The sequence below is a fragment of the Chlorogloeopsis sp. ULAP01 genome, assembly GCF_030381805.1.
Lineage (GTDB): Bacteria > Cyanobacteriota > Cyanobacteriia > Cyanobacteriales > Nostocaceae > Chlorogloeopsis.
In genome coordinates this window covers 150,306-170,851 of the sequence record NZ_JAUDRH010000003.1, presented here as the reverse complement: position 1 = coordinate 170,851, position 20,546 = coordinate 150,306, and the positions used below count along the sequence as shown (strand labels likewise).

At 39.9% G+C, this 20,546-nt stretch carries 19 protein-coding genes; 6 read left to right on the top strand and 13 right to left on the bottom strand.

Annotation, left to right across the window (positions count from 1 at the left end):
* Positions 1-69: 69 nt before the first annotated feature.
* Both gap and QUB80_RS07025 read left to right on the top strand, forming a co-directional pair.
* Complete coding sequence (gene gap / locus QUB80_RS07030; protein WP_289788793.1) at positions 70-1,119, top strand: type I glyceraldehyde-3-phosphate dehydrogenase; 1,050 nt, start codon at positions 70-72, stop codon at positions 1,117-1,119.
* A 310-nt stretch (positions 1,120-1,429) separates the two neighbouring features.
* Positions 1,430-2,425, top strand: coding sequence for a transaldolase (locus tag QUB80_RS07025; RefSeq protein WP_289788792.1), 996 nt, complete (start codon positions 1,430-1,432; stop codon positions 2,423-2,425).
* Positions 2,426-2,495: 70 nt separating this feature from the next.
* On the opposite strand, the gene QUB80_RS07020 is transcribed toward QUB80_RS07025, so the two are convergent.
* Positions 2,496-2,966: a hypothetical protein gene (locus QUB80_RS07020; RefSeq protein ID WP_289788791.1), complete on the bottom strand. Its 471-nt coding sequence runs from the start codon at positions 2,964-2,966 to the stop codon at positions 2,496-2,498.
* A 444-nt stretch (positions 2,967-3,410) separates the two neighbouring features.
* Here QUB80_RS07020 and QUB80_RS07015 point away from each other — a divergent pair, with 444 nt between their 5' ends.
* Together QUB80_RS07015 and QUB80_RS07010 are read left to right on the top strand one after the other, a co-directional pair.
* A complete protein-coding gene (locus tag QUB80_RS07015) occupies positions 3,411-4,625 on the top strand; it encodes an acetate kinase (protein WP_289788790.1) in 1,215 nt (404 codons plus the stop codon).
* Between the two features lie 117 nt (positions 4,626-4,742).
* A complete protein-coding gene (locus QUB80_RS07010) occupies positions 4,743-6,248 on the top strand; it encodes an alpha-amylase family protein (protein ID WP_289788789.1) in 1,506 nt (501 codons plus the stop codon).
* Positions 6,249-6,450: 202 nt separating this feature from the next.
* On the opposite strand, the gene QUB80_RS07005 is transcribed toward QUB80_RS07010, so the two are convergent.
* The 3 genes from QUB80_RS07005 to QUB80_RS06995 all read right to left on the bottom strand — a co-directional run bounded on the left by QUB80_RS07005 (position 6,451) and on the right by QUB80_RS06995 (position 9,154).
* Positions 6,451-7,278, bottom strand: coding sequence for a hypothetical protein (locus QUB80_RS07005; RefSeq protein WP_289788788.1), 828 nt, complete (start codon positions 7,276-7,278; stop codon positions 6,451-6,453).
* Positions 7,279-8,054: 776 nt separating this feature from the next.
* Complete coding sequence (locus tag QUB80_RS07000) at positions 8,055-8,684, bottom strand: hypothetical protein (RefSeq protein ID WP_289788787.1); 630 nt, start codon at positions 8,682-8,684, stop codon at positions 8,055-8,057.
* Between the two features lie 29 nt (positions 8,685-8,713).
* Positions 8,714-9,154, bottom strand: a complete 441-nt coding sequence (locus tag QUB80_RS06995; protein WP_289788786.1) for a hypothetical protein — start codon at positions 9,152-9,154, stop codon at positions 8,714-8,716.
* Positions 9,155-9,536: 382 nt separating this feature from the next.
* Between QUB80_RS06995 and QUB80_RS06990 the strand changes: the two genes are divergently transcribed.
* Positions 9,537-10,010 (top strand): TspO/MBR family protein, encoded by a 474-nt coding sequence (locus QUB80_RS06990; protein ID WP_289788785.1) that lies wholly within the window; start codon positions 9,537-9,539, stop codon positions 10,008-10,010.
* Positions 10,011-10,216: 206 nt separating this feature from the next.
* Here the strand turns inward: QUB80_RS06990 and QUB80_RS06985 are convergent, their stop codons facing one another.
* The 3 genes from QUB80_RS06985 to QUB80_RS06975 all read right to left on the bottom strand — a co-directional run bounded on the left by QUB80_RS06985 (position 10,217) and on the right by QUB80_RS06975 (position 11,010).
* Positions 10,217-10,414: a helix-turn-helix domain-containing protein gene (locus tag QUB80_RS06985; protein ID WP_289788784.1), complete on the bottom strand. Its 198-nt coding sequence runs from the start codon at positions 10,412-10,414 to the stop codon at positions 10,217-10,219.
* 85 nt (positions 10,415-10,499) lie between these two features.
* A complete protein-coding gene (locus tag QUB80_RS06980) occupies positions 10,500-10,784 on the bottom strand; it encodes a hypothetical protein (protein WP_289788783.1) in 285 nt (94 codons plus the stop codon).
* Positions 10,765-11,010 carry a hypothetical protein gene (locus QUB80_RS06975; protein ID WP_289788782.1) on the bottom strand — a complete coding sequence of 82 codons (246 nt, stop codon included), beginning with the start codon at positions 11,008-11,010 and terminating at the stop codon, positions 10,765-10,767. The genes QUB80_RS06980 and QUB80_RS06975 overlap by 20 nt, the downstream gene beginning before the upstream one ends.
* A 603-nt stretch (positions 11,011-11,613) precedes the next feature.
* Here QUB80_RS06975 and QUB80_RS06970 point away from each other — a divergent pair.
* Complete coding sequence (locus tag QUB80_RS06970; protein WP_289788781.1) at positions 11,614-14,106, top strand: tetratricopeptide repeat protein; 2,493 nt, start codon at positions 11,614-11,616, stop codon at positions 14,104-14,106.
* A gap of 30 nt (positions 14,107-14,136) precedes the next feature.
* Here the strand turns inward: QUB80_RS06970 and QUB80_RS06965 are convergent, their stop codons facing one another.
* The 6 genes from QUB80_RS06965 to QUB80_RS06940 form a co-directional block, all read right to left on the bottom strand.
* Complete coding sequence (locus QUB80_RS06965) at positions 14,137-14,364, bottom strand: YlcI/YnfO family protein (RefSeq protein WP_289788780.1); 228 nt, start codon at positions 14,362-14,364, stop codon at positions 14,137-14,139.
* Between the two features lie 908 nt (positions 14,365-15,272).
* Complete coding sequence (locus QUB80_RS06960) at positions 15,273-17,249, bottom strand: DICT sensory domain-containing protein (RefSeq protein ID WP_289788779.1); 1,977 nt, start codon at positions 17,247-17,249, stop codon at positions 15,273-15,275.
* Positions 17,250-17,402: 153 nt separating this feature from the next.
* Positions 17,403-18,023: a pentapeptide repeat-containing protein gene (locus QUB80_RS06955; protein ID WP_289788778.1), complete on the bottom strand. Its 621-nt coding sequence runs from the start codon at positions 18,021-18,023 to the stop codon at positions 17,403-17,405.
* Positions 18,024-18,390: 367 nt separating this feature from the next.
* On the bottom strand, positions 18,391-19,317 hold the full coding sequence (gene murQ / locus QUB80_RS06950) for an N-acetylmuramic acid 6-phosphate etherase (protein ID WP_289788777.1): 927 nt from the start codon (positions 19,315-19,317) through the stop codon (positions 18,391-18,393).
* A gap of 122 nt (positions 19,318-19,439) precedes the next feature.
* On the bottom strand, positions 19,440-19,847 hold the full coding sequence (locus QUB80_RS06945) for a DUF3110 domain-containing protein (protein WP_289788776.1): 408 nt from the start codon (positions 19,845-19,847) through the stop codon (positions 19,440-19,442).
* 186 nt (positions 19,848-20,033) lie between these two features.
* The gene (locus QUB80_RS06940; RefSeq protein ID WP_289788775.1) at positions 20,034-20,438 is read right to left on the bottom strand and encodes an NIL domain-containing protein; all 405 of its coding nucleotides are present in this window, start codon (positions 20,436-20,438) and stop codon (positions 20,034-20,036) included.
* Between the last annotated feature and the right edge of the window lie 108 nt (positions 20,439-20,546).

Sequence of the window (20,546 nt, the reverse complement as noted above, 5' to 3'; positions counted from 1 at the left end):
CCCGCTGAAAGCAGCGTGAAGGGGAGGAAAATAACTCTTGGTAGAGTTTCAGGAATAGGAGATTATATCTTGGCTAAGTTGAAAGTAGGTATTAACGGATTTGGTCGGATTGGGCGTCTGGTGTTTCGCGCTGGCATCAATAACCCTAACATCGAATTTGTGGGTATTAATGACTTGGTGCCGCCAGATAACCTCGCTTACTTATTAAAATATGACTCCACCCACGGTATGTATAAGGGTCAGGTGGAAGCAAAAGATGACGGTATCGTTGTGAATGGGCAATTTATCCCTTGCGTATCAATTCGGAATCCGGCAGAATTGCCCTGGGGTAAATTAGGTGCAGATTACGTTGTCGAATCTACGGGACTGTTCACAGATTTTGATGGAGCGGCAAACCATATAAAGGCAGGAGCAAAGCGAGTGATAATTTCTGCTCCTACCAAAGATCCAGAAAAAGTTAAAACTCTATTGGTTGGTGTAAATCATAACTTGTTCGATCCAGCCAAAGACACTGTTGTTTCTAATGCCAGCTGTACTACTAACTGTCTTGCCCCCATTGCCAAGGTGATCAATGATAACTTTGGTTTAACTGAAGGCTTAATGACGACAGTCCACGCTATGACTGCCACCCAACCCACCGTAGATGGCCCTTCCAAAAAGGACTGGCGCGGCGGACGTGGTGCGGCGCAGAATATCATTCCCTCATCTACTGGGGCAGCAAAAGCAGTAGCGCTGGTGTTGCCAGAGTTGAAAGGCAAGTTGACAGGTATGGCATTCCGGGTTCCTACACCTGATGTCTCAGTGGTTGATTTAACCTTTAAGACAGCAAAGGCTACTAGTTATAAAGAAATCTGTGCTGCTATGAAGCAGGCTGCTGAAGGAGAATTAAAAGGTGTACTAGGATACACAGATGAGGAAGTAGTTTCCACAGATTTTCAAAGTGATTCTCGCTCTAGCATTTTTGATGCTGGTGCTGGGATTGAACTTAATTCCAACTTCTTCAAGGTTGTGGCTTGGTACGACAATGAGTGGGGCTATTCCAATCGGGTAGTTGACCTCATGTTGTCAATGGCACAGAAAGAAGGACTTTTGGAGCGCACAGCAGTAGCAGCAGTGTAATTGAGAGTAATGGTGAGCAGATCCCCAGCTTTTTGAAAAAGTCGGGGATTTTTTAACCAAAATTGCAAAATGATTTAACGAAATTGCATACGATCGCACAACCAATCTGCAAAGAAACTGCCTAGAATAGGCCAGGAGGGGAGTACTCAGGACTTTTTCCAAAATTCTTAATGTGTAATTGGTAATCAGTAATCAAGAATATTAATGAATCCCTAAATAACCAATTACTCATTACCACTAAATTTAAGCATCAATAGCATCACAGCTAAATGGTATCTGTCCTGAACCAACTACATTCAAGAGGTTAAAAATGTCGAAGAATTTACTTGAACAATTGCGAGAAATGACCGTAGTAGTCGCAGATACGGGAGATATCAAGGCAATTGAAAAGTTCAAGCCACAAGATGCGACTACCAATCCCTCCTTGATTACCGCTGCGGCACAGATGCCGGAATATCAGGAAATCGTCGATCAGACTTTACTCCAAGCAAAGAAAGATGCTGGTTCAGGAGCAAGTCAAGCGCAGATAGTTTCTGTTGCGTTTGATCGTTTGGCAGTGTCCTTTGGATTAAAGATTTTGCAGATTATCCCTGGTAGGGTGTCTACAGAAGTAGATGCACGCTTATCCTACGATGTGGAAGGAACAGTGGCTAAAGCACGGGAGTTAATTGCCCAGTACAAAGCTGCTGGAGTTTCTCGCGATCGCATTCTGATTAAAATCGCTTCGACTTGGGAAGGTATTCGCGCTGCTGAAATACTAGAAAAAGAAGGAATTCACTGCAACCTTACCTTGCTGTTTGGCTTGCATCAAGCGATCGCCTGTGCCGAAGCGAAAGTTACCCTAATTTCTCCCTTCGTCGGACGTATTCTCGACTGGTACAAAAAAGAAACCGGAAGAGATTACGCTCCAGCAGAAGATCCGGGAGTTGTTTCTGTCACAACTATCTACAACTACTACAAAAAATTCGGCTATAAAACCGAAGTTATGGGAGCTAGCTTCCGCAATATCGGCGAAATCACCGAACTCGCAGGCTGCGACTTGTTAACTATTTCTCCAGCACTTTTGGGTGAATTGCAGGCAACTGTTGGCGAACTGCCTCGCAAACTCGATCCCAAGAAAGCAGCAGGAATGGACATTGAAAAAATTTCGATGGACAAAGCTAACTTTGACAAGATGCACGCGAGCGATCGCATGGCATCAGAAAAACTAGACGAAGGTATCAAAGGTTTCACTAAGGCACTGGAAACTTTAGAACAACTATTAGCAGAAAGACTGACTAAATTAGAGGCTAAAGTTACTGTTTAATCGCAATTGCCGTATATCTCTACAATGAATGAGATTCCCCCTAGTCCTCGCAAAAAGGCTAGGGGATTTTTTAACGAAACATACTGGCACTTATTTGCATAGCTCTGTTAATAGCTTCTGCACTAGATTTCCTGGCTTGAGTCAGTGCTTGTAGGTGTGCTTGTACCAAATTAACGTTTGTTGGAGATTGGGTTAATTGTGCGTACACCCCAAGTAGCAAATCAGGATCAATGATTGGCAACCCATTAGTTTGTACATAAGGATTTCGTGTAACTATGATTACAGGATTATTCCCATAGATAATAACAGGAGGATAGGTGCAGTAGGGATTGTAAGGGCTGTATACACCCCATTGACCACCGTATAAACCGTAAGGATTACTTATGCTGAAAACACCATACTGACCACCATAAAATCCATACTGATTAAGAATTGAATTTGCTTCGTATGTGTTGCTTGATAAAACTCCTAAAAATTGCCCATCACCACCGAATAATTGAGCAATGCCATTGACATTAACCAAAAAATCTATAAGTTGCATTATTTTTGCAGTATATTATTTCATTTTTCATTTTCTAAAGAAAATATATGAGCAACATCAGTAGCAGTATTGAAAGTTTTATGAAGATAGTTAGGCATGACGATACATCAAATCACTCACTTGCAACCTTTAACACCGATGACTTCAAACGGTTTTCTGAGATTACCACGATCAATTCGCACAGCATTTCTTCAACCTTACCTTTAACAGAGATACAGTAGTCATGAAGTGACGAGAAAGCAGTAGCTAGTTATAAAAGTGGTAAAACCGTGCAATTGAAGTTCGTCTGAAGTTCGTCAGGAGGTCGAGAAGCGTTTTAATCTAGTTGGAGTGTGCGATCACCATTTAGCGAGACGAAACCAGCAAAGCAGTTATCCCTCCAGCGAAAGTTGGCTGAAAAAAAGGTAAAAGCTACAAAATAAAAGACAGATTTTTCTTCTGACTATGAAAATACTGGTACTAAATGCCGGATCGAGTAGCCAAAAAAGTTGTCTGTACGAGATCACAAGTGAAGCTCTACCTCAAGAACCACTCCAACCTCTTTGGGAAGGGAAGGTAGATTGGACTCATCATCAAGGCGTTGCAGAAATTGAGGTTAAAACCGCTACTGGAGAATCGTTGCAAGCCCAAATCTCGGCAGAGTCTCGTCCTCAAGTTATTGCCTATCTACTCGATACTCTATACAAAGGTTCTACCCAAGTCATTAATGAACTGTCAGAAATTAATGTGGTAGGACATCGTGTGGTACATGGTGGACAAGAATACCGTGAAAGTGTAGTAATTACTGAAGATGTCAAAGATGCGATCGCTCGTCTTTGCAGTCTTGCACCTGCCCACAATCCCGCAAATTTGGAAGGCATTGAGGCAGTAGAGCAACTGTTGGGAGATATCCCCCAGATAGCAGTTTTTGATACCGCTTTTCATAGCAATATGCCCGATGCAGCAGCAATCTATCCCGGCCCCTACGAGTGGGTAGAGCAAGGTATCCGTCGCTACGGTTTTCACGGTATTAGCCATCAGTATTGCGCTCAACGGGCGGCTCAAATTCTCGGTCGAGATTTAGCTTCTCTAAGAATAATCACTTGCCATCTTGGTAATGGTTGCTCTCTGGCAGCAGTTAAAAACGGTCGCAGCATAGATACGACAATGGGCTTCACCCCGCTAGATGGACTGATGATGGGCAGTCGTTCGGGTGCTGTTGATCCTGGTATTCTCATCCACTTATTGCGCCAAGATGGTTATACTGTTGATAAGTTAGATAAAATTTTAAACAAAAATTCTGGTTTACAAGGAATTTCAGGGGTGTCTAGTGATATGCGACGAATTCGCTCTAGCATCGCTCAAGGTAATTCTCGCGCTCAACTAGCTTGGGATATATACGTACATCGCTTGCAATCCTATATTGGTGCGATGATCGCGAGTTTGCGAGGACTAGATGTTTTAGTATTTACAGCTGGTGTAGGTGAAAATGCTGCTGATATTCGCGCTGGGGCTTGTGAAGCTTTTGAATTTTTGGGATTGAAACTCGATTCGCAAAAAAATATCGGCAATCCAGTAGACTCAAATATTGCCGCCCCTGACTCAACGGTGCGAGTATTGGTAATTCATACCCAAGAAGATTGGGCGATCGCAACTGAATGTTGGCAATTACTGATGTAGCTCATGTTAACGGATTTTCTTAGATATCCTGACCGAGTAAATTTATATTCCTCTAGGGAAGTTATTTGTTTATCACATCAGTCAGAAGAAAAATGGACTGCAAAGAGTGTTAAATGCTTGCTGAAATTGGAGGAAAATAGCTTAAAAATTTTCCTAACAAGTCCTAAACTTCCAGTTTCTCGCCTTTGTTTACGCTGGCAAACAGAATTTCCCGAACAATCTCGCTTTCTAGGAGATAGTTGGGAACGCAGTTATGGAGAACTAGAATGGCGAGGACTTTTCCCAGAGCGCGTCATGCCCTGGTATATGTTGATTTATGATGGCAAATTAACGCATGGATTGGGAGTAAAAACGCGATCGCGTTCTTTTTGTTTCTGGCAGACAGATGCAGAAGGAGTGAGTTTATGGTTAGATGTGCGCTGTGGTAGTGTAGGCGTTCAACTGGGAACTCGAACTCTAGAGGCAGCAACTGTCGTATTTAGAAGAGGAGAAGAAGGTGAAACTCCTTTTCAGGCAGCGCAGGCATTTTGTCAACAGTTGTGTACATCTCCCAGGCTGCCATCTCACCCTGTATATGGAGGAAATAACTGGTATCACGCCTACGGTAAAAGTTCAGCTACTCAGATTCTCGATGAAGCCAAACTAATTAGCGATTTATCTGCAAATCCAGATAATCGCCCATACATGGTTATTGATGACGGATGGCAAATCTGTCGAGAACCAGGTAATGGCGGCCCTTGGTGTATGGGAAATGCTAAATTTCCAGATATGGCAGCCTTAGCGTCACAAATTCAGGCAGTTGGTGCTAAACCAGGGCTGTGGTTTCGTCCTCTATTGACAGCAGAGTACGTGCCGCAAGAATGGAAGTTAGGAGTTCAGCGTCAAAGTCATTTGGGAATAGAATATCCCCTCGATCCTTCCCAACCAGAGGTATTGGAATTAATACGCAATGATATGCAGCGTTTTCTGGACTTGGGATATCAACTTATTAAACATGATTTTACAGCTTGGGATATTTTCGGACGCTGGGGACGGCAAACTTGGGTAAAACCTTTGGGAGCAGAATTGACTGATGATGGATGGGCATTTAGCGATCGCTCTCGTACCACAGCAGAAATAATTTTGGAACTGTACCAGGCATTACGTGAGAGCGCAGGAGATGCAATCCTCATCGGCTGTAATACAGTTAATCATTTAGGTGCAGGTTTTTTTGAACTCCAACGCATTGGAGATGATACAAGTGGTTTGGAGTGGGAACGAACTCGTCGCATGGGAATCAACTCCTTAGCATTTCGCATTCCTCAACATCAGGCATTTCATGCTGTAGATGCTGATTGTGTAGGGTTAACTCCCTTAGTACCGTGGGAAAAAAATCAAGAGTGGTTGACACTTGTTGCTCAAAGTGGAACTCCCCTCTTTGTCTCCGCAAATCCCGCTTCTATTAAAGTTGAACAACGTCAAGCCTTAGAGAGAGCTTTTACATTTGCTGCTAAGGAATTACCCCCAGCAGAACCCCTTGATTGGTTGTACAACACCTGCCCCCGACGCTGGAAACTCAATGGAGAAGAAGTGACATTTAATTGGTTTGATACAACAGGAGCCTGGGTTTTTACAGATTTGTAAAGTTTTAAGAAGGCAGAAGGCAGTCCCTATGAACTTCGTACACCACCAAGTATGAAAGAGGATTCTTTCCCCTACACCCCTAAACCCTTATACCCCTACACCCTCTTTCAAGTCAGGAGGCAGCAGGCAGAAGGGAAGAGGTTTGACTTGTTCTAGTTCTCGTTACTAGGTTACCAGGTTGAAACGAGAGGGCTGCTAGCCTCTAGAATGTTGTGACTGTTGCAATATGCTGGTACAGTGACTCCATAAAATTGTAAGTATCATCACACGCTTGAAAAAAACCTTGGCGCAATCGCTCTAGATCCGATTCACTATTCAATGTTCTCTCAATCGTATCAACTGCTTGATTAGCGTGTTCTTCTTCACCACTAGAGTCTAAATGGATTTCAAACCAAATTGTTTGCGCTAACTGTTCTGAGAATTTTGATTTGCAACTTTCTTCAATCAGATCAATTTGATACGCACCTTCTACTTCTACCCCTAATGAGTATCCCAAGGCAAAAGGAATATCACTGGTAAAACCTTTTACCATTGAATCAATAAATTGTTGTGCGACAACTGGTTCTTGAATTTGAAAACCGCAAGACTCAATAAATTCTTTTAAAATTACACAATGCATCCGTGGCCGACTTTCTTCTGCAAGCATAGTTTTTATATAATTGCGCCAAGTTTTGTCTTGGTGTGCATTTAATGCTTGGCGTAAAACGATCCAAAAGAAGCCATGACAGGAAGCATGATAATAATCATTAAAAAAGATTTCAAATCCTTGTGTAGATAAGTCTTGACTAAGAAGCTTTGAATACATCCGATTCGTTAATACTGGATGCTCCTGAATCGCAAAACGGTGTATTTCATCGATAATATCTGATTTAGCAACTCTCTTCTTGGCTTTAATTCTTTTATCCAAAATTTCCGCCATTTTTTTAGAGCTTGAAAAGTTGACTTTAGCTAGGTCAGTTGCATTATTATTAAACGAAAGAGATTGCAAATCCAGATAAGTTATCGATTGCATATAAGTCAGTTGTGTCATACTAATTTACTTAGAAAAACACTCAAAATTGCACAGCAATACCATCAAATTAATTACAATTTGAAGTCGCTGTGTTATGGTGTTTAACTTGATTTTTTGTCTAGAAAAATCATCTGTTGCATTATTATTTAATTTTTTCTTCAAAATCTATCCGTAATTACCTAGATTTGTCAAAAATATTGGGTAATAAATATAACTATGTAAAATTATGTACACAGTATTTATGTTGAGTAACAAATTTGTGTAAAGATTAACAGTAATTTAGTAATATTACAGTATGCTTTTAAAACTTAGATTTTATTGATTTAGATTTAGACTACGTTACAATTAGCAACCTATTGTGATGTTAGTAAACTAAAATTTTAATCATTTTTTAAACATTAAAAAATAATTTATTTTATCGTTTATGTATTAAAAAAACTGAAGGTTCAAGTATAATTACGTACTTGTCATGATTACCTGACTTTTCTGTAACTTAACAGTCTTGCTTATTTACCTACTTAAGAAATATCCGTAATACTAACTACAGCTAGGTCATGATGGTTGGGAAACTTGGAATAGTCTTTTGGTAAAGACTTTACAATTCAAAATAGGTATCTGCTAGAAATTACGCAAATTATGATTTTTATACCATTTGGCTGATGATTGCTTAAACATCACCCGTAAGTAGTAAATATATTAAGCAAGTAAATATACTTAGAATAAGAGATTGACAAATCGACCAAATTAATATTTTTTGGGATTAGGGGCTAAAAGCTTGAGACTAAGCCGCTCCCCTAAATCAATTGCAAATAACTAAAAATTTTTCTTGCTAAAGGCTCAAAACCATCGCCGAATTCTGCTGGATAGTGTTGTACTGCCCAGAAGGCTCTGCCATTGTATTCACCAACAAAGACACTGCCAACGATATTGCGATCGCCTTGTTGCCGAAAGACTATTTTTTCTGTTGCCCAAGGATATAAATCCTCTTGAGCTTGAGAACGGTTAGTTACTTGCCATTTATTGATGGCAAATAAACCATTATTTCCCAATAATCTTTCTGTTGTCTGTTGCAAAGTTAACTTTTCACCAGGAAAGAAAAACTGTACGTATACGTTTTTATTGGGTTTACAATCAGGTTGAAGCCAATAAAACCATACTGCTGTTCCCTCCCCGGAACTAACTGTTTGATCTACAAAACGATTGGCTGGTACATAGGTTGTAAAGGGTAAACCTGCTCTTTTGTAGAGGTTGAGCGTAATTTTCTGTTTTTCTCCTTCTACATTAATGGTGTCAGTAATTGTATTTGCTCTCGGCTGGACTATTGGTAGAGTAGAAGTTGGTGTGGGATTTGGATTCACTTGCACCGTACAGCCATTGCTAAAGATGAGTGCGATCGCACTCATAATAGAAAAAATCTTATTCATAATTTTGATGCTTTTTTAGCATTACTATTTCAGCAACGTCGCAAAAGTACAAGCCAAATCATAAACAGCCTCAAAGGCAAAGGAATAGTTGTAGGCAAATCTGCGATCGCCCTGCGAGTAAAAGTATGTTCAGGACTAATTGCACCGATTATTAGTTCGCGCTCTTGTAAAACAAACTCTCTAGAAAAAGGGGATTCAGCTTTTAGCTCGTATTTGGTATCAGCATAGTTAATTTCAAACATTCTTGCAAAGGGATTAGGTTTCACAGCCCAGGCAATACGTTCACCGTTTTGTTCTAGAAAAAAAATTGCACTTACTGGAGTTTCACGGTAAGCTACATAGCAAGAATTTGAAATAAAAAATTGACCAGCTTCTCCCCAAGCTGAAAATTCGATACTTCCAATAGCTAAATTATCCTCTACAACGTCACAATTCCAAGTAAACCAATTTTTTGGAGTCGTCTTGAGCACTCTTGCCTCCCAAATTTTATTTATGATGGACTTTTTTGCTGTTCATTAGTCCTCATCCTAAATAGAGATGGCAGCAATTGAACTCATGCATTTGGATCACCAATTCAGGTGATTGTAGCGGTTTATGTAGAGTAAATCTTTTGCACTCATTCTATTTTCAAACAAATCGACCACAGATAGACACAGATGAACACGGATAATATCTGTGTCTATCTGTGTTTATCTGTGGTTATAATTAACAATTATCCGGATTTGTGTAAGCAATCTAGTAATCTTCACCCCATCTGCTAGAACAGAGTGAGGTCTTAAACTCAAGATAGGTGCAATAATGTTCACTAAAGTCTAAACTGCTAATAAAATCCTACTTTTACAGGTATTTGTTGTGAAAGCTAGATGGATTATTGTCGCAGTCTCAGCAGCGCTGTTTTTTGGCGGCAGCCTGTTTACATCTTTACGCGATCCCTGGTTTCAGAGCTTGGAACGCCCAGACTGGTTGACATTTGAGTTTATCATCCCGTTTGTCTGGTTTGTGATTTGGAGTTGTACTACAATTTCTGCAATATTAGTGTGGGATCAAAGCTCAAAAAGATTTCGTCCTTGGTTTTTGATGGCGATGTATGCAGCGATCGCTATTTTGACTTCAGCATATAGTCCGATTGTGGTTGAACTTCGCAGCCTTTTTGGTGGAATGATTGTTGGTGGCTTGGCAACAATTCTTGTTTACATTTTGGCATTTTTGGTTAAACCAATTTCCAGAACAGCTTCTTGGTTATTTTTACCTTACGCTCTTTGGGGGCCATTTGGTACTTATTTGACTTGGGTATTGATTCAACTTAATCCCGGCGTAGGCAAATAAAAAAGGGTACTGGGTGCTGGGTACTAGGGATTGGGAAGAAAAGGACAAGGAGAGTGGAAGGGAATTTATAATATTCCTTCTGCCACGCCACGTGCTACAAGTCGGCGCTAGACGCTCGCCGCCGTCAGGCGTTGCGTTAGCTAGCGGCTACCCGGAGGGTAGCCGCTAGGGCGCAGTGGCTCCTCTGCCTCCAGCATAGCTGCCTCCTACTCAAACCAATCTTGATGGCGACAAACAAGCCGTTTTCTGGCTTGATATTCCTGCACAGCACCTTCAGTAATAACTCGTTGTCCGTTTCGTCTGCGAGTAGGAAGTTGTCCTGAGTGTAAAATTTGGTGCATTTGGCTTAGATCTATACCTAAACGCCTGGCTGCTTCCAAAGTTGAAATTCCGCGATTAAGCATACTTTTTTTCCTGCTTCTGAGTTGCTAAATTTGCTTTGAATGCCCAGATGAGTCAGTCTTGTTTACAGTAAAGTATCAAGTTGCCTCAATTATTTTCAAAATCACACTCATCTTCTAACGCCAGTAAATTTTGACGTTTATTCTCATTTTTAAGAACACCCACATAGTAATCGGCATAGCGAAAAGCAGATGCACGATCATAAGCAGCAATAGATATGGCTTGTAAGAATACGTTTGTGGGGATTTCAAATCCAGAGAATTTTTCGTATAAAGTCAATAAATCCTCAGCCGTTGGAAACAAACCAGTGTTTTCTACTGATTCCGAGTAATCAAATATATCCTCTATATCTTCAATGAATGCTTTGGACATCTTGTACCTCCCCAAAAGCATAAGATGCAAAACCTGTGATGAAATTTAACTGCTGCTCACGAGTTTGTAAGTTGACAGGGAGTTCAGTATCAGAGCATCCTATCTGTCTCAAAATTTCCAAGCAGTAAGCACTGAGTTGAGTATATGAAGCTTGCTCTAATTCTTGAGCAACCTCTTTTGCCCTTTCCAGATTGACTCGAATCACTGTCATTACAGGGCTGGTCATAAAATGCACCCTAATTAAACTGGATAATTGCAGTTTTGATCGGGATCGCAAAAGAGTGTAACCGTGTTTTTGCGGTATTTATGAAAAGGAAAAATTAAAGTAGCAGTGTATTTACGCAAATATGTCTGGAGCGATCGCCTATAAGCCTATAAACTGTGCTGTGAATATTCAACAAGGCTTGGGAAGTTTGACGGCAGTATTTTTGGAATTTATCTTAAAACAAAGAGGGCTGTTTTAGGGATAGAGCACTAAGAAATAAGTACAAATAATTCATCAGGATGACAAAAATAATTTAAGTTTATTAGAGTTAGTATTGCTGCCATTAAGTCTCAAAATATGTAGTTTAGAATACTTGTAAATAATTAATACAAAAACTACATTTATAATTTACTATTTTTCATCTAAATGCTGTGACAGTATTTGAGAATGATTATGGTAGAAGCAACTCTGTACTCTTTTCTATTCTTTAAACTTAATTAAAAAAAGTTTTTTTAAGAAGGTTTCATCTTCAGACTTCGAGAAATTTTGAGATGGAAACAACAAAACAAGATTATAAAAAGGGTTTTGAGAATAAGATTTAAATAAACTTTATAAGTTTTAACTATGCCCTATTTTGCACGAATTTTGTCTTATTATCGCTTAGTCATTACTGGCATGATTGCTACTTCCATCTTGAGTACTGCTGGGTTTTATACGTGGCGAAATTTACCGAACAATGACATTGTTGTTCTACTTGCTAACTTTGAAGGTTCGGGTTTAAAACATAAAAATTACCGTGTGACTAAAAATATTTTTGATAGTTTAGATGATGCTACTAGAGGCTTTCCTGGTGTTAAAATCCAATATTTAAATAAAACTATCACAGGACAAAAGGATGCTCGTGATGAGGGTAAAAAACATAAGGCAACTATTGTGATCTGGGGTGATTATGGAGCGACAGATGTCGCCGTACAGTTGAGCGCCCATTTTGAAGTTTTACCTTCTCTCAAAGAATTACCTAAAATCAAACGACTAGAGAAAACCGCAGATGTATCAGAATTAAAAAGTTTTAAATTGCAAACTAGCGTCTCCAATGAAATGATTTATTTAAGCCTTGTTACAATCGGAATCATCCGCTACAAAGCCAGTGATTTAGATAAGGCTATTGCTAGTTTCAATGATGCGCTAAAAATTAAAAAATCTGTTCTCACTTTGGATAAGAGCATAGTTTATTTCTATAAAGGAAATGCCTATGCTCAAAAGAAATACTATAATAGTGCTATTGCTGACTATAATCAAGCCATTAATTTAGACTCTAGTTTAATTAATGCTTACTATAATCGAGGGCTAACTTACTATTATAAGAAAGAGTATGCTCGTGCTATTTCTGACTATAACCAAGTTATTAAAATTGACCCTAATATAGCAGAGGTTTATAAAAATCGGGGATTGGTCTACGCTGAGAAAAAAAATTATGATCTCGCCATTGCTGACTACAATCAAGCCCTAAGGCTTGATCCTAATTTAGTGAATGCTTACAATAATCGAGGGGTTGCTTATTACTACAAACAAGATTATAGGCGTGCTATCACTGACTATAATCAAGCTCTTAAACTAGATCCTCATGATGCTAAAGCGTATAACAATAGAGGTAATATTTACTACTCTAAAAAAGACTATGAGCGCGCTATTGCTGACTATAGCCAAGCTATTAAACTTGACCCTAATTTAGCAGAAGCTTATAAAAATCGGGGGCTGGCTTACGCCGACAAAAAAGATTACGAACACGCTGTTGCTGACTACAACCAAGCCATTCAACTTGATCCCAATTTAGCAGAGACTGAAAAAAAACAGGATCTATCTTATGTTGATCCAGCTGCCCAAAAGAGTAATAACAAATCCTCTACCGATAACAACAAAGCTCTCAATGTTGATTCCGATGATGCAAAAGCTTATAAAAAGCGAGGCAATACTTATTATCGCCAAAAAGATTATGATCGCGCTATTGCTGACTATAACCAAGCTCTTAACCTAGATCCTAAGGATGCTAAAGTTTATAAGAATAGAGGAAATGCTTATTACTACAAAAAAGACTATAGTCGCGCTATTTCTGACTACACTCAAGTTCTAAAAATTAATCCCTATGATGCTGAGGCTTACAACAATCTGGGATTAGTACATGCTGATAAAAAAAACTACAATCATGCTATTGCTAACTACAACCAGGCTATTAAACTTAATCCTAATCTAGCCGAAGCTTATAACAATAGAGGCAATGCTTACTACTACAAAAAAGACTATAATCGTGCCATTGCTGACTATAACCAAGCTCTCAAACTTGATTCTGGCTTAATTAAAGCCTATTACAATCGCGGACAAGCTTACTACTACAAAAAAGACTATAACCGCGCCATTACAAATTACAATCAAGTAATTGAACTTGATCCAGATGATGCCAAAGTTTACTATAATCGTGGACTAGCTTACTACCACAAAAAAGACTACGATCGCGCCATTGCAAATTACAACCAAGCCATTAAACTCGACCCAAATGATGCTAAAGTTTACTATAATCGAGGGTTAGCCTACTACTACAAAAAAGACTACGATCACGCCATTGCTGACTATAACCAAGCCCTCAAACTCGATCCTTATGATGCCAAAGCTTACAACAATCGAGGGAATGCTTACTATCCCAAAAAAGACTATGATCGCGCCATTGCCGACTATAACCAAGCCCTCAAACTCGATCCTAATCTAGTCGAAGCTTACAACAATCGAGGGAATGCTTACTATCCCAAAAAAGACTACGATCGCGCCATTGCTGACTACGATCAAGCCCTTAGGCTCAACCCTAATCTAGCTGAAGTGTACGGCAACCGATGCCAAGTATACCTTAGAAAAGGCGAGTATGATCGCGCCATTAGTGACTGTAATCAAGCTCTCATGCTTAATCCTAATCTCTCTGATGCTTACTACAACCGAGGAATTGCTTACAAAAATAAAGGTAGCAAAGACGAGGCTATCAAAGACTTCAAAAAAGTCTTGGAACTAGATAGCGAGCAAGAGTTACATCAAAAAGCTGAAAAACAACTTCAAGAGATAGGCTCTAGATAGTACAGCCTATAGATTATTCTACAAGCCCTCTCAAAAATAATAACTTTGACTCTCGCTGATTAATTTGCTCTGATGAGAGACGATTGCAGACATACACACTTCAAGCACAACATCATCAGGGAAAACTTCCTCTAAATACCGTGCGATCGCTTCCCTAACTACATCAGCTTCAGTACATCCAGAAGCTTGGGCTAAGAATTGAATCTTTTGCTGCCATTTTTCAGGAATCCTAGTTCCTACCATTGGTGAAAATACCATTAAAGCTACTCCACTATAATTAATTATGTGAGTAATTAATTATACGTAAGCTTTAGGAAGTCAATGGCATTTTTAAAGATTAACTTTAGAAATTTTGTAAAAAAAATAACCAAATATTGAGTTACCGTAAATAAACTACATACACCAAAGGTTACTGGCTAATAGATTCTTTAAATTCCTAATACCTAATCACTAGTTCCTAACCGCTATTTATTCTTCTGCCTCCTTGTTACTATCCGATTTTATATCGTGTGCCGTATAAAATGTTCTGTTGGTTTATCGTACAGACTATTTTCCCTAAGCTTGTAGGAAACCATCGTATAGCTTAATACTAAGCATCCTAGAAAAAAAATGACACTAAACCAAGTCATGAGGTTATTGGTTATTGAAAGCTCTCTCTCTAACAATCGCATCTTGGCTGCGTCAAATTCAGTTCTAGTTATCTTAGTGGTATGAAATTGTGTAGTTAGATTAGGAATGCGCGATATCGTCTCTGTTAGCTTGTTCTTCTGTTTTTCCAGGGGCATATATTAAAGCTCATTCGTCAGCAACAAAGATAACATGGCTTTTGTCAAGTAGCAATTATGCTGAAAAAATTAAAAAATAATGTATAAATAAACGCTTATAGTTGTTTTTCAGCCAACTGAGAAGCTCCAACTCTTTCTTGCTTAAGCTTTGTGTTTTTTGACTGGATTGTCTGACAACAAGAATTTAGAGGAAATTTATACTGTCTGCGTCAAGAAATTTTGATATGACAACATATGCGATCGCTTTTTGTACAGTTTAAAGCAAATTTACTTAAGTCATGGCTTCGTATTCATCCATATCAATTCCAAACTAACAGTGTCAGGTGCAGTTTCAGTTGAGTAAAGTTGCACGGATAAAATTTTTGCTCAACAACATAACCTCTAAGCGATCGCCAACGTAAAATGAAACTCGCTACCCTGATTTTTACCCCCAGAAGTTGCCCAAACCTCTCCCCCTAGCTTTTGAATAATTTGGCGACAAATTGCCAAACCCAATCCAGTACCGCCAATAGTACGCCGCAGAAAACCTTCTTCTTGATAAAAACGTTGAAAAATGGCTTCGAGCTGATTTGGCTCAATTCCCCGACCTGTATCTGCAATAATGATTTCTAACATTTTCTGTAGCTTCGGCTTTCTTTGGGAAGAAACAGAAGTAACTGAATCTATTTCAGGATTTAAAACTTGGGCGCGAATCGTGACTCTGCCATCGGGTTTGGTAAATTTGCAAGCATTATCCAAAAGCTTTGTCAATACTTCTATCAATCCTTCGCCATCCGCTTGTACCAAGGGTAATTCCGGTGGTAACTCCAGAAAAATTTGAGGTAGAGGCTGCACTGATAAACGTTCTTTGAGGCTACCTAAAACTAGATCTAAACTTACCTGTAGAGAAATTGGCTCTAGCTGCCAGCGCATCGAGCCTGCTTCTAAACGAGAGAGGGTAAGAAAATCTTGGATCAACCGCCGCATTCTTTCTAAATCGGTTAAAGCAGTTTGCAGCATAGACTGCTGCATTTCTGGTGGCATTTCCCCTTCAGTAGCTAAACTCTCCAAACAAATTTGGATCGTAGACAGGGGAGTTCGCAATTCATGTCCTACGATCGCTATAAGGTTGCTTTGGGTACGTTCTAGTGCTGCTAGTTGCTGGTTAAGAGTTTCTAGGTTACGGTAAGCTTGAGCTTGGATGAGGGCAACTCCCACAGAGGTAGCGATCGCTTCTACCACAGCCTGCTCAGAATCACTCCAAACATAGGCAGACTCACCACAATGGTGCAATTCCAATATTCCCAACCAGGTTTCTTGATAGCGAATTGGCACCAGCAAGCACGAGCGAATCTGCCAACGCTGTAGTTGAGAGCTTAATTTTGAATCTGCTCGTATACCCAAATCTTTTGTAGTGTCGGTGATAACAACTGAGCGATCGCCAACTAAAGCAGCTTGAAACAGTGGATGAGTTGCCAATGACCAATTTTCGCCTTTCATCGCCGGAAAATCAAAGGCTACCCATTCATACTCAATCGGCGCTACCACTTCACTCACTTGATATGGGTAAAGTAAACAACGACAAGGGCTAAATAACTGCCCCAATTCTCTAACTGTAATTTGGAAAACTTCTTCTGGTTTTAAAGAACTGCGGATAGCGGCGGTGATCAAATTAATTAAGCGTTCATTGCGCTCTTTTTTCGTAATGGTGCGATAGGCTTTGAGTTGTTTATATTGGCTAGATTGCAAATAGGTTACCAGGCGATCAGTAAATAATCTGGCATCAATTTCTAGTATGCGATCGCTTGCTACACCAAATGAAGCTGTAGGAGATAAACCGTAGCGCTTTTGCGATCGCTTGATAGCAGCAGCCAATTCTGGGCGATATACTAAAATTTTATCCAGTAACAGCCCAGCTGCAACCATACTAATCTGACGATCAAAAGTCCAAATTCCTTTAAATTGCCTTGCTTGATCCAGTGCTGCTGCATCTATTGGCGAAGCGAATTCAAGGGCAACTATACAGGCAGCATACTTTTTACCAATAATAATCAAATGCCATTCCTGTGCTAAATCATCTTCTGGAGCGAGGGGAATGGTGAAATAGGGAGCTGAAACTGCTGCAAAATCAGACTCTCGTGCAGCTAAGACATAAATCTGATTTGTACGCTGGGCAATTCGCTGATAGCGACGGCTCTCCTGACGATAGAAGCGCTCTTGCTGAAAGTTAGCAATTACCAAAGGTTGATCTTTCCCTACCAGCACCAAGTCTTCCATTGCGTGAGAAAGTGCTGTCAGGGAAGCCTTGAAATAAATCTGAGGACGTAGATGCGGTAGAGTTTGAAGTAAATCCTGCAATAGGGAATTGGCACTCTTCATCACTAATAAGCTTTAGAGCCGCCTTCTGTTACAAGTTTTTAAACTAATACTACGGAGCTATAAAAATGATTTGCTCCTCCAAAATCATGATTATGCGATCGCCACAATCAATTTATGAATGATTTCTGAATGATATCACCAGGCAGGGTGCTATCAGCCTGCTCTGTGCAAAATTGATTCTGGCGAAAAAGTTTTACCCAAATTGGCATCACGCAGATCCACATCACCCAAATTGATGCAACTTAAGTCTGTATTGCGTAAATCAGTTCTTGACAAAATAGCCTTTGTCATGCTGACATTGTACAAATCTGCCTTACTCAAATTTGCTCCAGTCAAATCTGCCTTACTCAAATTTGCTCCTGCTAGATTGGCACCAGTAAGATCCGCATAGCGTAAATCCGCACCTTCGAGATGTGTATTACTCAGATCGGCATAACGCAGATCAGCTAGCCGCAGATCAGCTTCAGTTAAAATCGCTCTGTGCAAATCCGCTTTGGTGAGGGTTGCTCGAATTAAACAAGCTTTGCTCAAACAAGCCCAAATTAACAAAGCCTCTGTTAAGTCAACTCTCCATAAAATTGCTTGCTCCAGAATTGCCTCACTTAAATTGGCTCGATACAAAGAAGCTCCAGATAGATTAGTTCCACTCAAGTCTGCCTGCCCCAGGTTTATCCCAGCTAAACAGATTTCACTCAAGTTTAATTGTCGCAAGCTGACCTGTAAAAAATCCTTGTTGCCTGCACTATGGTGTTTGAGAATGTCATCAGCATCCATGATCTTTACAACTGGACTTTTTTCAGTTTGTAAACTTATGTAAATAAATATAACAAAAATTAAAAAATAAGCCAATCATCGCTGTGCATAAACACAGCGAGATTGAGGGCGAATACAGTCGCAACATTTTGTTTCAGCTTTGCACCATCAGATCCAAAAAAGAAACAATTTTCATAAATCATTGATGAGAGCAGCCTAATTCTCAGTCAATACGGTTACGATAGCCGAACCCTTAAAAGGTGCAACAGAGAAAGCCTGCAAAAGCAGGCTTGGTTCTAACTAGCCTCAGGCCTTAGCCTGTAGGCTGAAGTTAACAACAATCTTGGATTCTCAGTACCAAAAATTTATTGAAACATTTTAAAATACACTAAGACAGACTGTTATTTTTTTGACTAGAAACTGCCGCTCTCAAATTACCTTGATATTCTGAAAGCAACTTTAAGCCTGCCTCTTTTTCCAAACCAGTCCAATGCATTAACAGTGCTAATTTAACCCATTTACCGCTTCGTTCTAGTAAAAACCCAGATGCCTCACGACTTAAACCTGTTAAGTCTTGCAAAATTCGTAAAGCGCGATCGCGTAATTTTTGATTAGTAACTGCTACATCTACCATGCGATTGCCATAAACTTTACCCAAACGTACCATCACACCTGTAGAAAGGATATTTAAAGCTAGCTTTGTTGCCGTACCTGCTTTGAGGCGAGTAGAACCAGCTAATATTTCTGCCCCGGTTAACAAGCGGATGTCAACATCTACTTCCACGCTTACCTGTTCGACTGGTACGCAGGCAATAAAAATAGTAGTAGCTCCCCTTTGACGAGCAGCATTAATTGCACCGTGAACAAAAGGTGTTGTACCACCAGCCGTAATGCCAACTACTACATCTAGTTGTGTCACTTGACGTTGTTGAATCGCAGCCTCTCCATCTTGAGAGCGATCCTCTAAGTCTTCAGAACTGCGCACCAACGCGCCAGCACCACCAGCAATAATTCCTTGTACTAGTTCTGGAGGCGTACAAAAAGTAGGTGGACACTCAGCAGAATCTAGTACCCCCAGTCTACCACTTGTGCCTGCACCAACATAAAACAAACGCCCTCCCTGGCGCAAACACTCAGCAGTACGTTCAATTGCCTCCGCCAAATCAACTCTAGCTGCTGCCACCGCAGCTACTGCTTTTTGATCTTCATTATTAAAAAGTTCTACCAATTCTAAAGTACTGAGCTGGTCTAAATTAAGACTATTTGAATTAACCTGCTCTGTTAAAAGATGCCCGCGCTCCTGCAAATTCGTCATTTATTCTTTGTCCTTTGTCATTTGTCATTTACCCACGGTGATGGGAAGCTCAAAGTCAACAGTCCAAAATTCAGAGTAAAGGATTGTGATCATTGATTATTAAAAGTTGAGTAAATGACGAACTACAACAATCCCTCCAATCTGCGACGTATACTTTCCAGTTCAGAATCAGAGAATTCTGGCTGTTGTTGTGATTCTTGTTTTTCAGGCACAGATTCCTCTGCGTCTGGTTTCCAATCAGTTTCTTCAACATTTACTTCTGGAGGAACTATTAATGCGCTGTTTTCTGGGATAATTTCCCAATCATAGTCAGCACTTTGGCAAAATTCCTTAATTTCTTCCGCATCTATTGCCTCTACTGTCGGTGTGGGGAAATCCTGAGCTTCCAGCATCAAAGCAAAACGCAGGGCATCGTCTTCTGATTCAAACATGAGAATTTTGTTGCGATCGCTGACTCGAATTGTGTGAATTCCCTCATTTTCTGTACCAGCATTAAAAATTAACACAAAAACACGCATGGGTGTAATCATCTTTCCTATCATCTGGGGCCTATTTTTTTAATATGTGATACTGTGATAGTACTAGGATTAATTTAAAATAACTTCACAACTACTTTTGAGTAATTTAACCTAGTTTTTGTCAGAATTTACTCATGTAACTACCAGGTGATTGCGAAGTTGGGGCGATGAACCCCAGCTTTTTATTTGAAGATTTTTTCAAATATTCGTGGAAATTGCTTGCACAGGACACGTCGGAATACATTGTTCGCAGACTATGCAGCGCGATCGCGTAAATGTCAATTTATAGCTTTCTGGGTTGAGGGTTAACGCTTCAGTAGGACAGACTCCTGTACATAACCCACAATGCACACACAAATTTTCGTCGATGGCAATTTCCCCTAATGTGTGGGAAACACTGATATTTTGTGATCGCATCCACTCAATCGCAGCATCTAGCTGATCTATATCTCCGGAAAGTTCCACAACTAGCTTGCCAATTTGGTTCGGTGCCACTTGGGCGCGGATGATATTAGCTGCAACATTAAAATCTTTTGCCAGTCGATAAGTAACTGGCATTTGAATGGCACGTTTAGGAAAAGTGAGGGTAACTCGTTTTTTCACAATGGTTGAAATTCTTTTGCATCCACCTCATCTTTAGTTCTAGCGTACTTATGCAAACAGCGCCCGTACGTGCGATCGCTAGATTTTCTTAAACCTTCTTAAACCTTT

Excerpts from the sequence above, each read along its gene's own strand:
- QUB80_RS07025 (WP_289788792.1), top strand. The coding sequence starts at position 1,430 with ATGTCGAAGAATTTACTTGAACAATTGCGAGAAATGACCGTAGTAGTC.
- QUB80_RS06965 (WP_289788780.1), bottom strand. The coding sequence starts at position 14,364 with ATGGTATTTTCACCAATGGTAGGAACTAGGATTCCTGAAAAATGGCAG.
- murQ (WP_289788777.1), bottom strand. The coding sequence starts at position 19,317 with ATGACGAATTTGCAGGAGCGCGGGCATCTTTTAACAGAGCAGGTTAAT.
- QUB80_RS06975 (WP_289788782.1), bottom strand. The coding sequence starts at position 11,010 with ATGACCAGCCCTGTAATGACAGTGATTCGAGTCAATCTGGAAAGGGCA.
- QUB80_RS06970 (WP_289788781.1), top strand. The coding sequence starts at position 11,614 with ATGCCCTATTTTGCACGAATTTTGTCTTATTATCGCTTAGTCATTACT.
- QUB80_RS07020 (WP_289788791.1), bottom strand. The coding sequence starts at position 2,966 with ATGCAACTTATAGATTTTTTGGTTAATGTCAATGGCATTGCTCAATTA.
- QUB80_RS06980 (WP_289788783.1), bottom strand. The coding sequence starts at position 10,784 with ATGTCCAAAGCATTCATTGAAGATATAGAGGATATATTTGATTACTCG.
- QUB80_RS07015 (WP_289788790.1), top strand. The coding sequence starts at position 3,411 with ATGAAAATACTGGTACTAAATGCCGGATCGAGTAGCCAAAAAAGTTGT.
- QUB80_RS07000 (WP_289788787.1), bottom strand. The coding sequence starts at position 8,684 with ATGAATAAGATTTTTTCTATTATGAGTGCGATCGCACTCATCTTTAGC.
- QUB80_RS07005 (WP_289788788.1), bottom strand. The coding sequence starts at position 7,278 with ATGACACAACTGACTTATATGCAATCGATAACTTATCTGGATTTGCAA.
- QUB80_RS06945 (WP_289788776.1), bottom strand. The coding sequence starts at position 19,847 with ATGATTACACCCATGCGTGTTTTTGTGTTAATTTTTAATGCTGGTACA.
- QUB80_RS06960 (WP_289788779.1), bottom strand. The coding sequence starts at position 17,249 with ATGAAGAGTGCCAATTCCCTATTGCAGGATTTACTTCAAACTCTACCG.
- QUB80_RS06985 (WP_289788784.1), bottom strand. The coding sequence starts at position 10,414 with ATGCTTAATCGCGGAATTTCAACTTTGGAAGCAGCCAGGCGTTTAGGT.
- QUB80_RS06955 (WP_289788778.1), bottom strand. The coding sequence starts at position 18,023 with ATGGATGCTGATGACATTCTCAAACACCATAGTGCAGGCAACAAGGAT.